The 1,396-nt window shown below is 29.6% G+C and carries 2 protein-coding genes; both read left to right on the plus strand.

Translation table 11 applies throughout. From position 1 onward, the window contains the following. A partial coding sequence (locus tag HUN22_RS17045) for an asparagine synthase-related protein (RefSeq protein ID WP_217488220.1) occupies positions 1-482 on the plus strand: 482 nt, incomplete at its 5' end. Then, the coding region (locus HUN22_RS17050) for an aminotransferase family protein (protein WP_174731886.1) at positions 483-1,396 on the plus strand (914 nt) is incomplete at its 3' end.

Consider the following 1,396-nt stretch of genomic DNA (forward strand, 5'->3'; position numbering starts at 1 on the left):
TAGTAAATGAGTTTAAATTTAATGATGGGCATTTAGGTATGAAACACCAACTTATAAGAGAACATGGTGGGTTAACTGCTAGATATCCTTTATATACACATGAAATTCTTAATTTAGCTGGTCGAATTCCAGATGAGCATAAAATATTTCAAAATACTAATAAATTTATATGGAGACACGCAGCTGCAGAGTTGTTGCCTAAAAACATTTGTGATAGGCCGAAAGGAATTCAACATTTAGAGTATGGTATGGAATATTCTAATTTTATAGATAGTTTGGCTAATAAACTATTAATTACCGAAGAAATAGATAAATTTAATATTTTGCCAAGAGATAGTTTATCTAGATTATTAAGAAAAAATAAAAATGAATCTTATTCGTCAAAGCATTTATATAGAATTTGGTATGCAATTTCTACACATATATGGTGTAAGATTTTTTTAGAAAATAATGGTAATAAAATTAATGGATTGGAGTTGTAAATGAAGAGTAGTAATGTTTTTTATAGAGATTTAAATAAAGAATTTGATGAAGTTGTTGATGGGGAGGGAGTATATCTGAAATTAAAAAATGGAGAAAAAATATTAGACGCTGTAGCTGGTGCTGCAGTTGTTGCTATTGGACATGGTAGAAAAGAAATCTTTGAAAGTTTAAAAGAAATAGATCAACAAAGTTTATTTTATGCAAATAATGGAAGTTTTACCCATAAATGGCAGGAAGAACTAGCTAAAAAAATTATCTCTATATCACCTAAAAATATTAATAAAGTAATATTTAGTTCTAGTGGAACTGAAGCAAATGAAGCTGCTATTAAGATTGCTCGCCAATATCATATTAGCAAAAACCAACCAGAAAAATATAAAATTATATCTAGAAAACAAAGTTATCATGGAGCATCTTTAACTACATTATCTTTATCAGGAAGAAGTAGTTGGAGAGAGGCCTTTTCTCCAATGATGGTTAATGCTCCACAAATTGCCGCGCCTTATGCTTTTAGATGTCATTTTTGTGAAAACGAATGTAATTTAAGCTGTGCAAATCAATTGGAAGAAGAGATTCTAAATCAAGGTAAAAGTAGTGTGGCTGCATTTATTGCCGAGCCTATTATAGGAACAACTTGTACAGGAGTAGTACCCCATAGAGATTATTACAAGAGAATAAGAGAAATATGTGATAAATATGATATTTTATTTATAGCTGATGAAATATTCTGTGGGTATGGACGAAGTGGTAGTCCATTTGCAATAACAGAATGGGAAACTGAGGCAGATATAATAACAATTTCAAAAGGATTAGGAAGTGGATATGCTGCTATAGGGGCTACATTAATTTCAGAAAAAATTTATGAATTATTCTATAATAAAAATACTAAATTAATTCATGGTTCAACTTATAG

The organism is Acinetobacter lactucae, assembly GCF_013344765.1.
Lineage (GTDB): Bacteria > Pseudomonadota > Gammaproteobacteria > Pseudomonadales > Moraxellaceae > Acinetobacter > Acinetobacter lactucae_A.